20 protein-coding genes are annotated in these 18,134 nt (G+C 26.0%); 15 read left to right on the top strand and 5 right to left on the bottom strand.

Features of this window, described 5'->3' with window-relative positions; translation table 11 throughout:
- Positions 1-43: 43 nt before the first annotated feature.
- The 4 genes from BRSU_RS06770 to BRSU_RS06755 all read right to left on the bottom strand — a co-directional run bounded on the left by BRSU_RS06770 (position 44) and on the right by BRSU_RS06755 (position 3,279).
- Positions 44-943, bottom strand: a complete 900-nt coding sequence (locus BRSU_RS06770) for an aldo/keto reductase (RefSeq protein WP_048594533.1) — start codon at positions 941-943, stop codon at positions 44-46.
- Between the two features lie 367 nt (positions 944-1,310).
- A complete protein-coding gene (locus BRSU_RS06765) occupies positions 1,311-2,156 on the bottom strand; it encodes an aldo/keto reductase (protein ID WP_048594531.1) in 846 nt (281 codons plus the stop codon).
- Positions 2,157-2,435: 279 nt separating this feature from the next.
- Positions 2,436-2,876 carry a cyclophilin-like fold protein gene (locus tag BRSU_RS06760; RefSeq protein ID WP_048594530.1) on the bottom strand — a complete coding sequence of 147 codons (441 nt, stop codon included), beginning with the start codon at positions 2,874-2,876 and terminating at the stop codon, positions 2,436-2,438.
- 19 nt (positions 2,877-2,895) lie between these two features.
- The gene (locus tag BRSU_RS06755) at positions 2,896-3,279 is read right to left on the bottom strand and encodes a MerR family transcriptional regulator (protein WP_012669836.1); all 384 of its coding nucleotides are present in this window, start codon (positions 3,277-3,279) and stop codon (positions 2,896-2,898) included.
- A gap of 262 nt (positions 3,280-3,541) precedes the next feature.
- Between BRSU_RS06755 and BRSU_RS06750 the strand changes: the two genes are divergently transcribed.
- The 13 genes from BRSU_RS06750 (at position 3,542) to BRSU_RS06690 (ending at position 14,968) form a co-directional block, all read left to right on the top strand.
- Positions 3,542-4,246: a beta-ketoacyl synthase chain length factor gene (locus BRSU_RS06750; protein WP_048594528.1), complete on the top strand. Its 705-nt coding sequence runs from the start codon at positions 3,542-3,544 to the stop codon at positions 4,244-4,246.
- A 49-nt stretch (positions 4,247-4,295) separates the two neighbouring features.
- Positions 4,296-4,556 (top strand): phosphopantetheine-binding protein, encoded by a 261-nt coding sequence (locus BRSU_RS06745; protein ID WP_012669838.1) that lies wholly within the window; start codon positions 4,296-4,298, stop codon positions 4,554-4,556.
- Positions 4,557-4,564: 8 nt separating this feature from the next.
- Positions 4,565-5,911 carry an AMP-binding protein gene (locus tag BRSU_RS06740; protein ID WP_048594526.1) on the top strand — a complete coding sequence of 449 codons (1,347 nt, stop codon included), beginning with the start codon at positions 4,565-4,567 and terminating at the stop codon, positions 5,909-5,911.
- Position 5,912: 1 nt separating this feature from the next.
- On the top strand, positions 5,913-6,245 hold the full coding sequence (locus BRSU_RS06735; protein WP_048594524.1) for an ApeI family dehydratase: 333 nt from the start codon (positions 5,913-5,915) through the stop codon (positions 6,243-6,245).
- Positions 6,246-6,257: 12 nt separating this feature from the next.
- Positions 6,258-7,220 carry a lysophospholipid acyltransferase family protein gene (locus BRSU_RS06730; RefSeq protein ID WP_048594523.1) on the top strand — a complete coding sequence of 321 codons (963 nt, stop codon included), beginning with the start codon at positions 6,258-6,260 and terminating at the stop codon, positions 7,218-7,220.
- 3 nt (positions 7,221-7,223) lie between these two features.
- Positions 7,224-7,649, top strand: coding sequence for an acyl-CoA thioesterase (locus tag BRSU_RS06725; protein ID WP_047114047.1), 426 nt, complete (start codon positions 7,224-7,226; stop codon positions 7,647-7,649).
- Between the two features lie 522 nt (positions 7,650-8,171).
- Positions 8,172-8,741, top strand: a complete 570-nt coding sequence (locus tag BRSU_RS06720) for a LolA family protein (RefSeq protein ID WP_048594522.1) — start codon at positions 8,172-8,174, stop codon at positions 8,739-8,741.
- Entirely contained in the window at positions 8,734-11,040 is a 2,307-nt protein-coding gene (locus tag BRSU_RS06715) for an MMPL family transporter (RefSeq protein ID WP_048594520.1), read from the top strand. The genes BRSU_RS06720 and BRSU_RS06715 overlap by 8 nt, the downstream gene beginning before the upstream one ends.
- Before the next feature lie 51 nt (positions 11,041-11,091).
- Positions 11,092-12,264 carry a beta-ketoacyl synthase N-terminal-like domain-containing protein gene (locus BRSU_RS06710; protein ID WP_048594518.1) on the top strand — a complete coding sequence of 391 codons (1,173 nt, stop codon included), beginning with the start codon at positions 11,092-11,094 and terminating at the stop codon, positions 12,262-12,264.
- 18 nt (positions 12,265-12,282) lie between these two features.
- Positions 12,283-12,771: an ApeP family dehydratase gene (locus BRSU_RS06705; RefSeq protein WP_048594516.1), complete on the top strand. Its 489-nt coding sequence runs from the start codon at positions 12,283-12,285 to the stop codon at positions 12,769-12,771.
- Between the two features lie 24 nt (positions 12,772-12,795).
- Positions 12,796-13,524 carry a 3-oxoacyl-ACP reductase FabG gene (fabG, locus tag BRSU_RS06700; RefSeq protein WP_048594515.1) on the top strand — a complete coding sequence of 243 codons (729 nt, stop codon included), beginning with the start codon at positions 12,796-12,798 and terminating at the stop codon, positions 13,522-13,524.
- Positions 13,525-13,611: 87 nt separating this feature from the next.
- A complete protein-coding gene (locus BRSU_RS06695) occupies positions 13,612-14,280 on the top strand; it encodes an ankyrin repeat domain-containing protein (protein ID WP_048594513.1) in 669 nt (222 codons plus the stop codon).
- A gap of 61 nt (positions 14,281-14,341) precedes the next feature.
- Positions 14,342-14,968 (top strand): D-sedoheptulose-7-phosphate isomerase, encoded by a 627-nt coding sequence (locus BRSU_RS06690; protein WP_048594511.1) that lies wholly within the window; start codon positions 14,342-14,344, stop codon positions 14,966-14,968.
- 96 nt (positions 14,969-15,064) lie between these two features.
- On the opposite strand, the gene BRSU_RS06685 is transcribed toward BRSU_RS06690, so the two are convergent.
- A complete protein-coding gene (locus tag BRSU_RS06685; RefSeq protein ID WP_048594509.1) occupies positions 15,065-16,048 on the bottom strand; it encodes an ABC transporter substrate-binding protein in 984 nt (327 codons plus the stop codon).
- A 184-nt stretch (positions 16,049-16,232) separates the two neighbouring features.
- Between BRSU_RS06685 and BRSU_RS06680 the strand changes: the two genes are divergently transcribed.
- Both BRSU_RS06680 and BRSU_RS06675 read left to right on the top strand, forming a co-directional pair.
- Entirely contained in the window at positions 16,233-17,276 is a 1,044-nt protein-coding gene (locus BRSU_RS06680) for a glycosyltransferase family 9 protein (RefSeq protein ID WP_048594507.1), read from the top strand.
- A gap of 51 nt (positions 17,277-17,327) precedes the next feature.
- Positions 17,328-18,086 (top strand): MBL fold metallo-hydrolase, encoded by a 759-nt coding sequence (locus tag BRSU_RS06675; RefSeq protein ID WP_048594506.1) that lies wholly within the window; start codon positions 17,328-17,330, stop codon positions 18,084-18,086.
- The last annotated feature ends 48 nt before the right edge of the window (positions 18,087-18,134 follow it).

Genomic DNA, 18,134 nt, shown 5'->3' with positions numbered 1-18,134 from the left:
AAGTTTTTTAATAAACTTTTTTAATTGCATAATAATTATAATTTTAATACCAATCATGTTTTTCATTGCGGTTCAATTCTGATATTCTTTTCATATCCTCATCGCTCAATTCAAAATCGTATATTTCTGTATTTTCTATTATATGTTCTCTGTTGCTTGATCCCGGTATTACAATTACTCCTCTTTGTAAATTCCATCTTAATATAATTTGAGCAACTGATTTATTATATTTTGCTGATATATCTTTTAATACTTTATCATTTAAAAGTTCTCTTTGATGTCCTCTGCCTCCTAATGGATACCAGCCTTGAACAGCTATTCCCAAACTTTGAATATATTCTATTACCTCAGTATCTTGATAATATGGGTGTATTTCATTTTGTACTAAAGCAGGAATTATATTTATCTTTGGAAGAAATTCTTTCAATTCTTTTATATACCAATTAGAAAGACCTACAGAACGAATCTTTCCTTCTTTTATAGCTTTCTCTATAGCCTTATATGCTTCAACATCATTATTTCCCGGGTGATGAAGAAGCATCATATCAATATATTCTACATTTAATTTTTTTAATGCATCATTTATAGCCTTCTCTGCATTATTGTATTGATTAGGATATAATTTTGTAATGATGAAAATATCTTTTCTGTTAATTTTAGAATCTCTTACAGCCTTTCCTACTTCTTCCTCATTATTGTATATGTATGCGGTGTCTATCAATCTTACTCCGTTTTGTAAGGCATAAAGAATAGAATTATAGCAAACATCATTTAATAAACTATAGGTACCTATTCCATTTAAAGGTATTTCATATCCGTTATTTAGTTTAACAGTTTTGGTATTGAAATTAAAATTGCCTTTCATATTATTTGCCTCTGCTTTATTATTAAAAATTAATACTGTCATAAAAATCAATAAAAAACTTATAAAAATATTTTTCATAATTTTCCTTTTATAAATCAAACCCTATTTTGTATTATTAAAACAATGCAGTAGTTTTCAAAGATGAAATAATACTAAAAAAATTATATTCTCCAATTTTTGTTGTTCTTTTTCCCGCCGCAAAAAGAACCAAAAAGTGCAAGTATAAAATTAGTACTAAATCATACTAAAAACGTCTTACATGTAAGATATTTTATTAAATTAAATACCAAATGTAGCCTTTTTGCTTCTTTGTGGCAACAAAAGAAGTGGGGGCTTGCGTAAGCACGCAGAGCGGTGGGCAAAGCCCCAGATATAAAAACAAAAATATAAATTTATTTTTGACAAAATATAGTTGTTTAGGTATATATTAAAAAATTATAAATTATTATATTTTATAATTACATAAATACTTCACTGTTTCAATATCAGTATGCGATAAGAATAAACTTTGTTTAGTATCAAGTTTAGAAATTTCTTTCATATCATTATCATCTAATTCAAAATCAAATACATTGAAATTTTCTATTATTCTTTCTTTGTGTACACTCTTTGGTATAACAATAACATTTCTTTTTATAAGCCAATTCAATATAACTTGAGCAACTGTTTTATTATGTTTACTAGCTATTTTTTTTAGTACTTCATTAGTAAACATATTATTTCTGCCTTCAGCAAATGGTCCCCAAGATTCTATTTGAATATTGTACTCTTTCATAAGTTTATTGTCTTCTTCTCTTTGGAAAAATGGGTGTGTTTCAATCTGATTTACCATAGGAGCTATTTTATTATGCATAACAAAATCTAATAATCTGTCAGGATAAAAATTACAAACACCTATAGCTTTAATTTTTCCTTCATTATATAAGTCTTCCATAGCTCTCCAAGAATCATAATAATCACCGAAAGGCTGATGTATTAAATATAAATCCAAATAATCTAAACCTAATTTATTCATAGAAACTTCAAAGGCTTTTTTAGCATTATCATATCCAGCATCGCTTATCCATAATTTAGTAGTGATAAATAATTCTTTTCTGTCGATTCCACTTTCTTTTATAGCATCTCCAACAGCTTTTTCATTATTGTATGCAGAAGCTGTATCTATTAATCTGTATCCTGCTTCAATGGCGTTTAGTACTGATTTTTTACATTCTTCATAATCAGGTATTTGAAAAACTCCGAATCCTAATATAGGCATTTCAAGTCCATTATTTAATTTTACTTGTTTCATGTGCTAACTCCTATTATTGCTATCAATAAACTCGCTTAAACTTAGCTAGTAGCTAAATTATTAGTTTTTAGTTTATTTATTATGGTTATTAATAAAAATTTCGGGTTTGATCTGATGTATGCGGCAGAAGTCGTTTTTAAGTAAACTTAAAAGAACCCCAAAATTTTTATATTATTATCAGTAAACTTCTTATCACTAATTTTCCAAGTTTATTATCAATTATTTTCAAATTATAGCATTAGAGTCCACTCCAATGTCAATAGTAATTTTTATAATTTTTTAATTATTAACACTGAAAGTTATTTGTACACTTTCTATGCCAAGACTATCTTTAAGTCCAGATGTATTTTCTATATATCCTATTTTTGTATAGCTATATGATGTAGAAAAACTTTCATAAAAAAGAACTAAACAATTACTGCCGTAAAGCATAAAGTCGCCTGTTTTTATGCTTCCTACTCTTGATGATTGTGTTGTAAGGTTTTTACTCAAATTATGATATTTTTCATTAGCATTTAAATCATTCATAGTTATTGTTAATGGCATCATAGATAAAAAATCTTTTGCTGTTTGATTATCATATAATATCAATTTATAGTCTTTATTATTTATTTTTAAATTGATTGAAGTATTTAAAGTATTCATAGTGGTTGTATTATCTCCATAAACTGAATTGCATGCTGTCATTATAAAAAGAAAAAAAGTTAATAATATTTTCATTTTTTATCCTTTAATTATATTAATTATTTTTAGATAGTCTTTTTTCACATTCTCTCATTTTTGTATCATAGTTTTGTATTTTAAAATCTAATTTTTCCAATGTTTCTTTAAGTTCATTTATTCTATTTACTATTGTTTCTCTTTGATCTATTAGTAATTGTTTTCTTGCTTCTAAAGTGGCATCTCCTTTATTGTAGAGTTTTATATATTCTATTAATGATTCTATTCCCATTCCGGCACTTCTCATGTATTTGGCAAATTCTATCCAAACTAAATCATGATCAGTATAATTTCTTATTCCGCTTTCACTTCTTTCTACTTCAGGTATTATGCCTATCCTTTCATAATATCTCAAAGTATCAGTAGATAATTCCGTCTTTTTGCTGACTTCTGCTATTGTCATTACGTATTCACCTCCTTTTTATATGATTATAGCATTGAAGTGCACTCCAATGTCAATATTATTTTATATTATTTAGTTTAATTTATTATATAATTATATCAAATACTTATATATTATGATTATGTATACTTAAAAAGTATTATACATTAAATTTTATTACTTATACTATTGATTTATTAAACAAGTATATTATAGTTGACTTTATAATATAATTTTGTATAATGAAAAATAGTGAAATTATGATTTTTATTTTAGGAAGTTTATGACAGGTTTAAGTTTTAGAGTATTGGATTGGGATTTTTTTGCCCCAAATATGGATAAGAATTTTATATTAGAGAATATAAATAATGATATAAAAATTACTTATGGTGATTCTAATCCTGATTTAGAATTTATACCTAGAGCACAAAAAAGAAGATTAAGCCAAATAACTAAATTTTCTTTTGAATCCGTTAAAAATATTCTAAAAGATAATGAACAAATACCAATTTTTTTCGTATCTAAATATGGTGAAATAAAACAGCAGTATAATATGTCTAAAAAGATAGTTACAGAACATGAAGTCTCTCCGGCTCTTTTTAGTTTTTCTGTTTTTAATACAGCAGTGGCACAGCTTACTATATTTTATCAAAATCATGAAAGAGCCATTGCCATTACATGCTATAATAATTTTATAGATACAGCACTTATTCAGGCTATGGCTTTTTTAAAAACTTCTGAAAGTGATAAAGCTCTTATATTAATAGCTGATGAAAAATTGCCTGAAAGTTATGAGGAAATATCAAAAGACGGTAATTATTCATTTGCATTTTCTTGTCTTATTTCTAAAAAAGACCCAAATATTGATATTGATGTTATTGACAGAGATCTTGATAAAGATGAAAATTCTATCATAGATTTTATAAAGTTTATATCAACAGATACTGCCGATTTAGAATTAGGGAAAATTAAATTAATAAAAAAATAATATATTTTATTGATAGATTTATGTAAAATTATAATAAGGAGAATTGTATATGAGTATTGAAGATCAAATAAAGCAAATTGTAATAGAGTCAGCAAATTTAGAAGGTGTATCTATAGAGGATATAGACACAGATGCACCTTTATTCGGAGATGAATTAGGACTTGATTCTATAGATGCATTAGAGATAGGTGTTGCAATAAGAAAAAAATTTAATATAACTTTTTCCGATGTAGAAGAAAATAATAAGCAGTATTTTTATTCTGTTGCAACATTAGCAAAATATATAAGAGAAAATTCAGATAATAAATAAAAAATATTATGAGAAAATTAAGCAATACAAATTTTTATTCATTAAAAGATTCAGAAGATATTTTTCTTATTCATAAAGAGAATAAGAATTTTATAAAATATAAAGAGTTCGTTTCTGATATAGTAAGAAGTTTGGAATATATTTCTAAATATAAAGAAGATACTATTACTGTATTTATTGAAGATGCATATAGATTTATTGCTATTATTACTGCAGGTTTCATTCTTAAAAAAAGAGTGAATGTATTAAATAATAATAGTCCTAAATATGTTGAAAGCATAATAGATAATACTATGGTTTATATATCCGACACAGAAAATTCAGCTTTGAATTTAGATGAAGTATTTGAAAGTAAATGCAATGATAAATGGTTTGATGTACTTAAAGAAACAATAATAGATGAAAATGTATATGTGAATTTTTATACTTCAGGATCAACAGGATATCCTAAACTTATAGAAAAAACTCTTAAGCAGTTTGAAGCTGAGGCTACTAAAATAGTTAATCAATTTACTGAAAATATTAAAGATTCTTTATTTTTGTATACAGTACCACATTATCATAGTTACGGTTTTGTTTTTGCGGTGCTAGTTCCTTTCATGCTTGAGACTAAATGTATAAATAATAGAATAAATTATCTAGAAACTGTTAATAATTTTGCAGATTATGAAAAAATTACTATAGTTACTACACCTGCATTTTTAAAGAGAATAGATAAATCTTCTTTAAAAATAAAATCTAAATGGTATTTATTTTCTTCTACTGGAATGCTTGAAGAGAAAGTTAATGACCTTTGTAAAGAGATATTTAGTACTGATGTTACAGAAATTTACGGAAGTACTGAAGCTGGTGCTATGGCTTATAGAAGAAGAAGCGAAAATCAATTATGGACTAGATTAAGTGTTGTAAAACTTAAAGTTGATGAAAATGGAAGTATAGAGTGCTGTTCAGGCTATACAGGCGAGAATGTTTGGATACATGTCGGCGATGTTGTGAATATGAAGAATGGAGATGAGTTTGAGCTTTTAGGCAGAGAAGATTCCATAGTAAAAATTGAAGGTAAAAGAATAAGCGTACAGCAAATAGACAGACAAATATTGATGGATAAGCGTTTTAAAGATAGTTATACAATATATTGTAAATCTGATAAGAGAGAATATATTGCTTCTTTTATAGTAATGAATAATAAAGATAGAAATTCTGAAGATATGAAAAAATATGTTATTGATTATTTAAAAGGCTATTTTGAAACGGTTGTATTGCCTAAAAAAATATATTTTGTTGATTCTATACCTAGAAGCGAAATCGGTAAAATAGATAGAAAAGCACTTGATGCCATAATGGAAGGAAATTAAATTGTCTAGTATAGATTATACTATAGAAGAACATACTCCTGATATGTTTAAGGCCAAAATATTTATAAGTGGTAATTTATTTTATTTTGACGGACATTTTGAAAAATTGAAGCTTCTTCCTGCTATAGCTCAGATAAAAATTATTACTGATATATCTAAAGATATTTTTCATAAAAAGTTAGTAGTAAATAAATTATTAAAATTAAAATTTATTGATATGATTCTTCCAAATACAAATATTTTTATAGAATGTCATTTATCTGACAATATTATTTCTTTTAAGATATATGATGATAATAAAAAATATTCAGATGGTAAAGTTTATTTTTCTTAAAGGTTTTTTGTTATGGCTCATTGGACGGAAGAAAAAGAAATAGGCAAGAGATGGAAAGCATTATTTTCCGTATTTGTATATAAAATTTTGGGAAGAACTTTTATAATACTTTATCTTATTCCTATAAGTATAGTTTATTTCTTTTATTCAAAAACTAGAATGCAGGCTTCCAGAGAATATTTAAAAAAGATGTCTAAATATAATAAAAAAATTAAATCGAATTTTATTTGTTCTTATAGGCATTTGCTTTCATTTGTTGTTTCTATATCAGAAAAATTTTCAGCTTGGAATGGAGATATACCTATTACAGATTTAGTTGTAAAAACTAAAGATAGTTATAATGAAGTTATTGATTTGCTTAATAAAAAAAAGGGTATGATAATATTATTTTCTCATATAGGAAATATTGAGCTTTTAAAAGGATTAGCTGCTATTAATGAAGGCAATCCTATTAAAGATTATAAGATAAATATAATAATAGACCCTAAAGTAAATAAGAATGTTAATATAGTTCTTGAAGAGGGTAAAAATAATTCTTATATAGATTTTATAGATGCTTCTAATATAGGACCTCATACTATAATAAGCATTGAAGATAAATTAAATAATGGTGAGATAGTAGCAATAGCAGGAGATAGAACTACAAATAAAACTGATAAAGTAAATTATATAAACTTTTTAGGTGAAGATGCACCTTTTCCATGCGGAGCTTTTTTGATACCTATTTTGCTTAGATATCCTGTTTATTATTTCTTTGCTTTAAGAGAAAATGATAAAATACTTTCAAAGAAATATAACTTTTATATATATCCTTCAAAAATAAAATTAAATGATGAAGAATTAAAAAACAGAAAAAAGAAAAATGAAGTTATATTAGAATTAACTAAAGAATTTGCTTCCATTATAGAACAAAAAGCTATAGAATATCCTTATCAATGGTATAATTTTCATGATTTTTGGTATAAAGGAGATTAATTTATGGCAGCCAAAAAATGTTATTTAGAAAATGATTATTATATAAAACCTTCTTTTTATGATTTGGATCCTATGGGAGTTGTTTGGCATGGTAATTATATTAAATTTATGGAGCAGGCCAGAGAGGCTATGCTTGAAATTATAGATTATAATTATGATATTATGACTTCTAAAGGCGTTATGTGGCCTATAGTAAAATTAGAAATTAAATATATAAACTCTATAAAATTAAATCAGAAGGTTAGAATACATACGGCAATTACTGAATATTTAAATGGTATGAGAGTAGAATATACTTTTTATGATGAAAATAATAAAATCATATCAAAATCAAGCACATTGCAAATGCCTATTGACAGTGAAACTAGAAAAGGTTTTTTGAATAGTCCTAAAGATTTTATAGAGAGAATAGAAAGAATTAATAATTAAGTATAAAGTTTTTTTACAATTTGTATTTTTATTGTATTTATACTGATAAAAGGAAATTACTATTATTTATTACTAATTTATTTGCACTTTAGCTGCAGGAGTATTTTGTATGTTTATTTATGAAGTATGCATAATGTATGAGATGTGAAAAAGAACAATATAAAATTTTTAGTGTATACTAAGAATTTTTAACTTTGTCAACTGACGCACTTTATATAGAATTATCAACTTTTTTGCCGCACAAAAAAGTTGCTGCCGTAGGCACGCTTCGCGAAAACGCAACTGCTAGAACTTTATATTAAAAACATTCCTATTAAATATAGGATATACCATAAAAATGCAGCCTTTTTGCTTCTCGCCGCAGGCGTACTTCGTATGTGGCAACACCGAGTAGGTGCCTATTCGGCAAAAGAAGTGGGGTGCGGGGCAAAGCCCTGCATATATTTAAATTTAAAAAAATTATTTTTGACAAAATATAGTTGTTTGGGCATATACTATATAAATAATATTAGGAAATGTAAAATGAGAAAAATTTTTATAATATTTATGGCAATAGCTTCTATTTTATTATGCCAAGTTAAAGATGAATATAAAAATGCAAAACTATTGAAAGGAAGCTATACTCAAATAGTAAGTCAGAAAGGAAGAAGTTTTGAATCTTCAGGGGATTTTATTGTAGTTAGCGGTTATGGTATATGCTGGTTTACTAAAAGTCCTAAAGAGTCTATAACAGTAATGGGTGAAAAAAATGTTGTTCAGATAATGCCTGACGGGAAAAAGAAAGTTATGGCCGATTCTAATAATGCTATGTTTGCTCAAATAGCTAATATAATAAAGTCAATTTTTACCTATGATGAAAAAACTATAAATGAATCATTTAATAAAAGTGTTAATGGAAATATTATAGTTTATACTCCTAAAACTAATGAGCTTAAAAAAATAATAGAGAAGATAGAAGTAAGTTTTGCTAATGCAGGATATATAGAAAAAATAAAAATGTATTCTTCTAATAACAGCACTACTGAATATATAATGAAAGTTTTATCTAAATCTAATAGAATAACCTCTGAGGAGACAAAATATTTTGAATAAAAGTATTTTAGATAATAGAAGAAAAATTTTTATATATATTTGGATAATTTTTCATTTATTTGCAGTTATATTATTTTTAGCAAGATTTGAAAAAACAGCCAAAATAGATACTAATTTTTTATCTATAACTCCTAAGTTTTTGGAAGATAAAGATTTTCAAAAGCCTTTAGAAGATTTCTTTTTTAAAAATTCAAGCAGTGTAAAAATATTTATAGAAAGTGAAGATTTTGATAATGCCAAAAATAATGCATTAAAATTAGATGAACATATAAAAGAGTCTTATAGTAATGTTTCAGTTAATTTTCATTCGAGAAACTATGATGATATTTTAAATACTATGGTGAAGTATAAATATCAGCTTCTTTCAAAAGAAATAAGAAATTACTTATTGAATGATGATGCGGATATTATAGCTGAAAATGCTCTTGCAAATTTTTATTCTCCTTTTTTTATACCAATAGTTGATAATATTGAAGATGATCCTTTTTTGACTGTTAATTCAAAAATAAATGAGATTCTCACTTCAGAAAATAATTTTCAGTCAATAGATTCAATACAATTTATAAATTATGATGATAAATATAATATTCTTGTAAATATTGATATGCCTAAAAATCTTGATAATGAAAAGTTTTTTGATGATATTACAGAATATTTAAAAGTATTAGAAAATGAAGGAAATATAAAAACATATATTTCAGGTGTTCCGGTACATACTTATTATAGTCAGAAAAGTGCTAAGTTTGAAATTACTATTATATCTATAGTATCGTTTATTGTTATTTGTCTGATATTCATTTTTATATTCAAATCTTTGAAGCCTTATATAATTTCAATGTGTACTATAATGATATCAGGTTTATCTGCATTTTTATATTCATCGGTATTTTTTGATTCGATTCATATATTTACATTTGTATTTGGTACAAGTCTTATAGGTATATCAATAGACCATTCAATACATTTTATAACTGAATGGTATAATGAAGAAGATAAAAAAGAAGTGTTGAAAAAAATATTTCCAAGTATGCTTTTGGGTTTTGTAACTACAATAGTGAGTTATATATCATTGTCTTTAACATCTCTTATATTATTAAAGCAAATAGCATTATTTTCTATATTCGGACTTTTAAGCTCATTTCTTACAGTAAACATAATATATCCTGTATTATTTAAAAATGATAAAAGTGTAATAAAAAAATCGATACTTGATAAAAGCAAGAATATATTAAATGATTATGTTAAAATAATAAGCATAAAAAATGTATTGATTATATTTGTAGCGGTTATTATAATTTCTATAATATTCATACCAAAAATAAAAGTGAATTTCTCTGCTAATCAGCTTTATAATACACCGGATTTTTTGCTTAATAGTGAAAAAGAAGTTTATAACAGATTAAATACATCACTTGCAAAGAATATTATAATTTCAAGAGGAGATACTCTTTCGAAGGCATTATCAGCAGAGGAGAGCATAGCGAATAATTTCAGCAATAATAATTATACTGCTATATCAAAAATATTATATTCAGAAGAAAGACAGAAAGATAATGTTAAGCTGGTAAATGATAAATTAATGCCTATATTAAGAAAACAGACTGATGCTTTGAATTTAGATGAAGTTTCTTATCAGAGAATAAAATCAGAATTTGAAAATACTAAAAATGAAATTCTTGATATAAATAAAATACTTGAGAATACTAATTTCAATGATTTGAATAAAATTATAGTTACTAATAATAATAAATATTTTATTATAGCAACTAGCGATTATGATACAAACAATATAATAAAATCGGATAATAACGATGTAAAAATATTTAACATAAATGAAGAAATTAATGATGCTTTAGACGGCACTGCAAAAACGGCTATAAAAATGGCTGTAATTGCCTATATTATAATATTTATAGCTATGATGATATTTTTTGATAAAAATAAAGCAATAGCTATAATAATCGTACAGTTAATGTCTATATTAATAAATTTATCAGTACATTCAATATTTGGTATTAATATAAATATATTTTCTATATTTGCTTTGATACTTTCAATAGGAATATCAATAGATTATTCAATATTTTTCTCAAATAGTGCTGCAGATAAAGAGATTACATTTTTAGCTGTATTTTTATCTATGATGACAACTGTATTATCATTCGGTACATTGGCATTCAGCAGTTTTATACCTGTAAAATCTTTCGGTTTATTCTTATTTATTGGAATTTTATCATCATTTATAATTTCTCCTGTATTGTTTAATTTTAATAAATTAATAAAAAAGAATAATGATTAAATAATTTGACATTTTTGTTATAGAATTATATACTCGATTCTGAGGTGTTTTATGAGCAACGTATTATTGGATTTTGGAATTATTAATTGTTTAGCCAGAAATAAGGAAGAATTGTATAATAAATATTTTTTAAATGGTGAGTATGGTTTAAAAGAGAATAATGATTATGTGAAAAAATTTTTCTTAGGTAAAATAGATAATGATTTTTTTAATTTTGAACTTGATAACCCTTATAATAATAAAATAAATAAAATGGCTTTGCATGCTGTTAATCAATTAAAACCTATAATTGATGAAGCTAAAAAGATATACGGAAAAAATAGAATATCCGTTATAGTAGGTACTTGCGAAAATGGAAGTGATGAAACTAAAGATTATATATTGAAAGGAAGCGTAATCGATGAGAAAAAAATATTGATTATGCAAAGCCTTAATATATGCTGTGATTTTTTACAAAAATATTTTGATGTTTCAGGTATTTCATTTACTATATCTACTGCATGTACTTCAAGTGCTAATGCTATAATAGCAGCAGATGAACTTATAAGAAGCGGAGTAATAGATGCAGCTATAGTAGGCGGTGCTGATGTTGTAACTGATACTGTTGTTTACGGATTTGATTCTCTTGAAGTAGTTGATTATAATAAAACTAATTCTTTTTCAAAAAACAGAAAAGGTATTAATTTAGGAGAAGGTGCTGCATTTACAGTGCTTGCAAAAGATAATTTAATTGATTCAAAAAATGCATTATATCTTAAAGGCTATAACAGCAATTCAGATTCTCATCATATGACTAGTCCAGATATAGACGGTACTACTACAAGCAAATGTATCAATGATGCTTTAAAACATGCTGATATGAATATAAATGATATAGATTATATTAATCTTCATGGTACAGGAACTTCAATAAATGATAAAATGGAAAGCACAACACTTAATATAGTTAATGCTTCTGATATATACTGCAGTTCTAGTAAAACATCATTCGGTCATACTATAGGTGCAGCTGCAGCTATGGAGCTTGGAGTTTGCTATATTACACTTTCTGATATTAATAAAGAAAAAATACTTCCTCCGCATTTATATGATGGTGAATATGATGATACATTAGCTAAAATAAATTTGGTTAATGGCAAAGTAAAATCTGAAAGACTTGAAAATTGTATGAGTGTATCATTTGGTTTCGGTGGAAGCAATACTTGTTTGATAGTTGGAAAATAATTTCGGATTAATAATTTTATGGAAAATAAATATAAATTGAATATACCTCATAAAGGAAAAATGTTATTGATAGAAGGTATATCTGATATAAATTTTGATTATAAAGAAATACTTTCTTTTTCTAATATTAAGAAAGATAATATTTTTTATGATATTTCAGAACCTGAAGGTATAGAATCTTATATATTTACAGAATATGCAGCACAGACTGCGGCAGCTTATAACGGAGCTTTATCAAATAATGATGATAATAAAAGAATAGGTTTTATTTTAAATATAAAAAAAGTTAATTGCTATATAAATAAAATAAAATCTGATAATAGAGTTTATATATTTGTGAAAGAAACTTTTAATGATAAAAAAATAGCCTACTATGACGGAGAAGCTATTCTTTATAATGATGATATAAATACTTTAGATGAATATAAAAAAATAGTTAATGATGACAATAAAATCATGGACTGTTCTATAATGGTTATGGAAAGTTCTTCAGATGTTTTTAATTAATAATAATGATATAACGGATAAAAGATGAAAAATAAATCTATTTTAATAACAGGTGCTTCAGGCAGTATAGGATTTGCTATATCAAAAAAGATTATAGAAAACGGATACGATGCTGTAATGTGCTATAATAAAAATGATTCTTTTATAGAGAAAATAAAAGATTTTTCAAAAGATTATGATGTTAACATAAGATTTTTAAAAATGAATATTACAGACAGAGAAGAAGTTAAAAATATATTAACTAAAGATATAGAAGAAAACGGAGCTTATTATGGTATAGTACTTTCATCTGGAATCACTATGGATAATGCTTTTCCTGCTATGAGCGGAGATGAATGGGATAATGTCATAGATGTTAATCTTAAAAGTTTTTATAATATAGTTAATCCTCTCATAATGCCTATGATAAGAAATAAAAAAGGCGGAAGAATTATAGCTATAAGTTCAATAACTGGTCTTATTGGTAATAGGGGACAGGTTAATTATGCAGCTTCTAAGGCAGGATTAATAGGTGCTGTTAAATCTTTAGCTATAGAATTGGATAAAAGAAATATTACTGTAAATTGTATTGCTCCGGGTATTATTGAAAGCGAAATGATTAATGATGAAATAATAGAGCATGCTAAAAATATGATACCTTTAAAAAGAATAGGAAAGCCAGAGGATGTGGCAAATGCTGTAAATTTCTTATTATCTGATGAGGCTAATTATATTACTAAGCAGGTTATAAGCGTTGATGGCGGAATGTATTGAACATTTTTTACATAACTAAACAAAAAGTATTTTACAAATATGGTTTTAATGATATTATATATAATAGTTATATATATTGGGTTGTTTATGAAAAAATTAATAAATATTATTTTTATTTTTGCACTATTTTTTAATGTATCCTATGCTTTGACTGATAATGAAAGCAAGTTTTTAAAATCTTGTGAAGAAGGTAAATATGATGCAGTTGTTGCCTTTATAAACAAAAAGGTTAATGTTAATGTTGTATCTGAGGATGGAGTTACAGGATTAATGCTTGCATCTCATCATGGACATACCGCTATTGTAAGGCTTTTAGTAAATTCTAATGCAGATGTGAATGTTTCTGATAAAGTGGGTTATACTGCTTTATTAATGGCTGCAACAGGCGGATATCATGATATTGTGAAGATTTTATTAAAGGCAAAAGCAGATGTTAATGCCTCTAATAGTTATGGAGAAACTGCTTTGCATATAGCTTCATATAAATTGTATACCGATATAGTGAAGACTTTGATTGATTATAAAGTAAATATAAATGCCATTAACAATGATGGAGATAATGCATTGATAATGGTTTTTATGTCTGCTGATAAAAGTGAAAATATGCTTCCAGTTGCTAGACTTCTTTGTGATAATGGAATAGATGTTAATGCTAGAGATAAGAACGGAAGAACTGCACTTACTTATGTGAAAAATAATTATAAAAAGCCTGATACTTTGATAGCGTTTTTAACGGAGTATGGTGCTACTGAATAATATTTTTTAAATTTTTAAAATCTATATATAATTAATCGTAATTTATTTTGAGGAATATTAAATGATAGAAGAATTAATAAAAAGAATTCCAAAATTGGAAAGTATAAAAGATAATATTGAATCTGCTATAAATGAAACTATAAAATGCTATGAAAGAGGAAATAAAGTTTTAATAGCAGGAAACGGAGGAAGTGCCTGCGATAGTGAGCATATAGCAGGAGAGTTATTAAAGAGTTTTTTAAAGAAGCGTCCTATTAATGAAGAGATAAGAAAGGAGCTTTTACAGTTTGATGACGGACAGTATATTGCTGATAATTTAGAATCTCCTTTAAGAGCTGTTGCTTTAACTTCACATTTAGGACTTTCAAGTGCTTATCTTAATGACAAAGAACCTTATTTGGTATTTGCCCAGCAATTATTGGGATTTGGAGATAAAGGAGATATTTTCTTCGCTATAAGCACATCAGGAAATGCAAAGAATATTATATATGCTGCAAAACTTGCTAAGGCTATGGGAATAAAAGTTGTATCATTTACTAATGAGAATGGTGGAAAACTTGCTGAGATGGCTGATATTGCTATTAAGGCTCCTGCAAAAGAAACTCATATATCTCAGGAATTTCATGAGGCAATATATCATGAAATTTGTATAAGAGTGGAAGAACATTTTTTTAAGGAAAACAGATAATAATTAAATATTATAGGCTTGCAATTATATATAATAATTACAAGCCTTATTTATGTAGTAATCTAAATACGGAACTATTCGCTTTTTATTATTGCATTAATTATTATAAATATAGTTTGGTATGCTTAGTCCTAATTTTTCTATCATATTCGTATTAACAACAAAGTTATAATTCTCTGAAGGCTCTAATGGTATGTTTTTTATATCTTTTATACCTTCTAATACTTCTATTGTCTTTTTAGCAGTAGCAATTCCCATATCATAATAATCAACAGAATAAGTAACAGTGCCTCCTATTTTTGTCATGCTGGCATCGGCACATACAACAGGAATTTTTGTGCTTTCTTCTATCATAGCAACATTAGCCATGCTGTTTGCTATTATATTATCGGTAGGTGAGAATATAGCATCTACTTTATCTACAGCACTTAACATAATTTGCTGAATTTCATTGGCATTTGCAACAGTTAAATCAATATACTCAAGTCCGAGTGAATCCAATTTTTCTTTTGCTAGCTTTATTTGATATGCAGAATTGATTTCACTTGAGCAATATAAAAGTCCTATTTTTTTAGCATTTGGAAGAAGTTTATGCATAAGCTCTATTTGCTTTGCTATAGGAGGAAGATTTATAATTCCAGTTACATTTACATTCGGTTTATTTAAATTCGTTACTAACCTTGCACCTATTGGATCGCCTATGCCTGAAACTATTATTGGTATATCCTTCGTTAAATTGACGGCTGACTGTGCCGAAGGGGTGCCTATTGCTATTATAATATCTTTTTTATCATTAACGAACTTTTGAGCTATTGTATTGCAGTTTGCCTGTTCGCCTTGAGCATTTTGATAATCAATATTTATTTTTTTATTGCTGTCTTTATAATATTTATTTAATTCATCTTCTATGCCTTTATAAATTAAATCTAATGCATCATGCTCTATCATCTGACTTATTCCTATTGTTATAACTTCATCAGTTTCATTTTTTGGATACATATATTTTTTACTTATAGTGAATGATGATATTAATACAAATATTATCATTAATACAAAAATTATAGTTTTATTATTTTTCATTTTTTAATCCTTTTATATTTATTTTTTGATTTTTTAATTAATTACTTTATATAGTAATATTACTATATAAAGTAATTTTGTCAATACTGTTTGTAGTAAGTTTTGTATATTTTTATTATTTTTTATTGATTATTATAAAAAAATATATATGATTATATTATTATTTAATAAGGTGTATTTAATAATGAAGATACTTTTAATAAAACAAACTTCTTTGGGAGATGTTTTGCATATGACGCCTGTTATAAGGGCACTAAAAAAATGGAAGCCTGACTGTACTATAGATGTTGTTACAGATAAAAGAGCTTTAGGAATATTAGAGAATAATCCTTATATAAATAAATTGTATGTTTTGGATATATACAAATATGAAACAGAGATATTTAAATCTCCTTTATTGTTTTTTTCAACTATAAGAGAATTCTTTTCGCATATAAAAGAAGTAAGAAAAGAGCATTATGATATAGCTATGGATTTGCAGGGACTTGAAAGGAGTGTTATATTTTTGTATTTATGTCATTCAAAAAAGAAATATGCTAAGGGTAAATGGCTAGGACTTAAAAGTAATTATTATAAAGATATAAATGCAATAGTAGGTTTATTATCTTTCTTGAAGTTTATAGACTGTCCTGATGACGGTACAGATTTAGACTATTTTTTACCTAAAAATATAGATATAGATTTTGCTGAAAGAATAAAAGATATAAAGTATTCAATAAACAGCAATTTTGATATAGATAATGAATATATAGTTTTTTCTCCATTTTCAAGATGGGATACTAAAGATTTATCTGTTAATAAATCAAGAGAGATAATAAAAGAAATACAAAAATTAAAAGACATACAAATAATAGTTTCAGCTACATCTGATTATGATAAAGAATGTTCTGAAATAGTAAAAGGTTTTGATAATGTATTAAATACTTCAGGACTTTTTAATCTTCCTCAATTAGCATATCTTATAAGAAATTCAAAAGGAATGATAACAGTAGATTCTTTTCCTATGCATACAGGATGTGCATTTCAAAAACCGCTTATAGCAATATTCGGACCTACAAGCGAAGTTAGGGTAGGGCCAATAGCAAAAAATTCTGAAACTATAAGGGTAGAAAATTTAGAATGTGCAAGATGCTACAAAAGAAAGAACTGCCCTAATAATCATATATGTATAGAAAATATAGATGCTGAAATCTTAGCAAAAAGATTCATAGAAAAACTTCAGTATTGATATAAAAAATATAAGTTATATAATATGCATACATAAAAAAGGAGGTATATTATGAGAATAACTTTTTTAGGTACAGGTACTTCCGATGGTGTTCCTATGATTGGATGTAAATGTAAAGTATGCAGAAGTAAAGATAAAAGAGATAAGAGAACTCGCTCATCAATACTGATAAGACATAATGATAAAAATTATATTGTAGACACTTCTGCCGATTTTAGGGCCCAGATGTTAAGAGAAAAAGTTGATAGTCTTGAAGCTGTATTTTATACACATTCGCATGCTGATCATACTTCAGGAATTGTAGATTTAAGATCATTAAATTTTATAATGCATACAGCAATAGATTGTTATGGTAATAAAGATACTATGGATAATTTAAGAGAGAAGTATGATTTCTTTTTTAATCCTGTTCAATTAGGCGGAGGACTTCCTCAGGTTGTTTTTCATCATATAGAAAGTGAAATGATGTTTGATGATATAAAAGTTACTCCTATATCTGTAAAGCATGGGGTTCTTAATATATTGGGTTATAGATTCAATAATTTTACATATATAACAGATGCAAGCTATATAAGCGATGAGAGTTTAAAATTAATTGAAGGAACTGAAATTTTAGTTTTAAATGGATTAAGATACAGACAGCATCATACTCATTTATCATTACAGGAATCTGTAAATATAGCAGACAAATTAGGTGTTAAAAAGGCTTATTTTACTCATATGACTCATGATGTTTTACACAAAAATTTAGAAAAAGAACTTCCTCCAAATATGTATCCTGCTTATGACGGACTTAGTATAGAAGTTTAATATTTGACATTATATTGTTTTTTTTATATTATAATAATATATACATAA

The organism is Brachyspira suanatina (assembly GCF_001049755.1).
GTDB lineage: Bacteria > Spirochaetota > Brachyspiria > Brachyspirales > Brachyspiraceae > Brachyspira > Brachyspira suanatina.
This window is presented reverse-complemented; position numbering and strand designations above follow the sequence as displayed.